Source organism: Psychrobacter sp. Pi2-52, from assembly GCF_904846705.1.
Lineage (GTDB): Bacteria > Pseudomonadota > Gammaproteobacteria > Pseudomonadales > Moraxellaceae > Psychrobacter.
In genome coordinates, this window is sequence record NZ_CAJHBS010000068.1 from 1 (window position 1) to 556 (window position 556).

Annotated in this window: 1 protein-coding gene; it reads right to left on the reverse strand. The window is 41.7% G+C overall.

Features of this window, described 5'->3' with window-relative positions; all coding sequences use genetic code 11:
• A partial coding sequence (locus JMY00_RS13555) for a DEAD/DEAH box helicase (protein ID WP_201580541.1) occupies positions 1 to 466 on the reverse strand: 466 nt, incomplete at its 3' end.
• Between the last annotated feature and the right edge of the window lie 90 nt (positions 467 to 556).

Sequence of the window (556 nt, forward strand, 5' to 3'; positions counted from 1 at the left end):
TTTGACCACCGTAAGGTGCGCCACCTACTAGAGGTACACTGAAGATATTACGTGTTTTTGAGCTGTATTGACGAACGCTATCACTTACTTGGTTAGCAAGTTCACGTGTTGGTGTCAAAATTACAGTATGCACAACTTTGTTAGTTGCTTTATCGCGAATGATTTTATCAAGCATTGGCAATACGAATGCAGCAGTTTTACCACTACCCGTTTGCGCAGACAACAATAAGTCACGACCGGCTAATGCTGGCGGGATTGATTGTGCTTGAATAGGAGTTGGGTGCTCGTAGCCACTTGAAGTTAAGGCAGAAAGAAGCTCTGGTGCCAAATCAAGGTCAACAAAGGTAATTTGATCTTCAATATCTACATTGGTGTTTGGATGGGTTTTGTCATTCAAGTCTTGAGTGGTTACGATACCATCTACTTCGTTTGCGGCATTGTCTAAAAGAGTGTCTAAATTTGACATGTATATGTGTGTCCATTAAGTTACTGCCACTATTAATTCGGCCAATGCTGAGGGCCAGTAGTGCACAGTTAAAGTTTTTAGGTACAACAC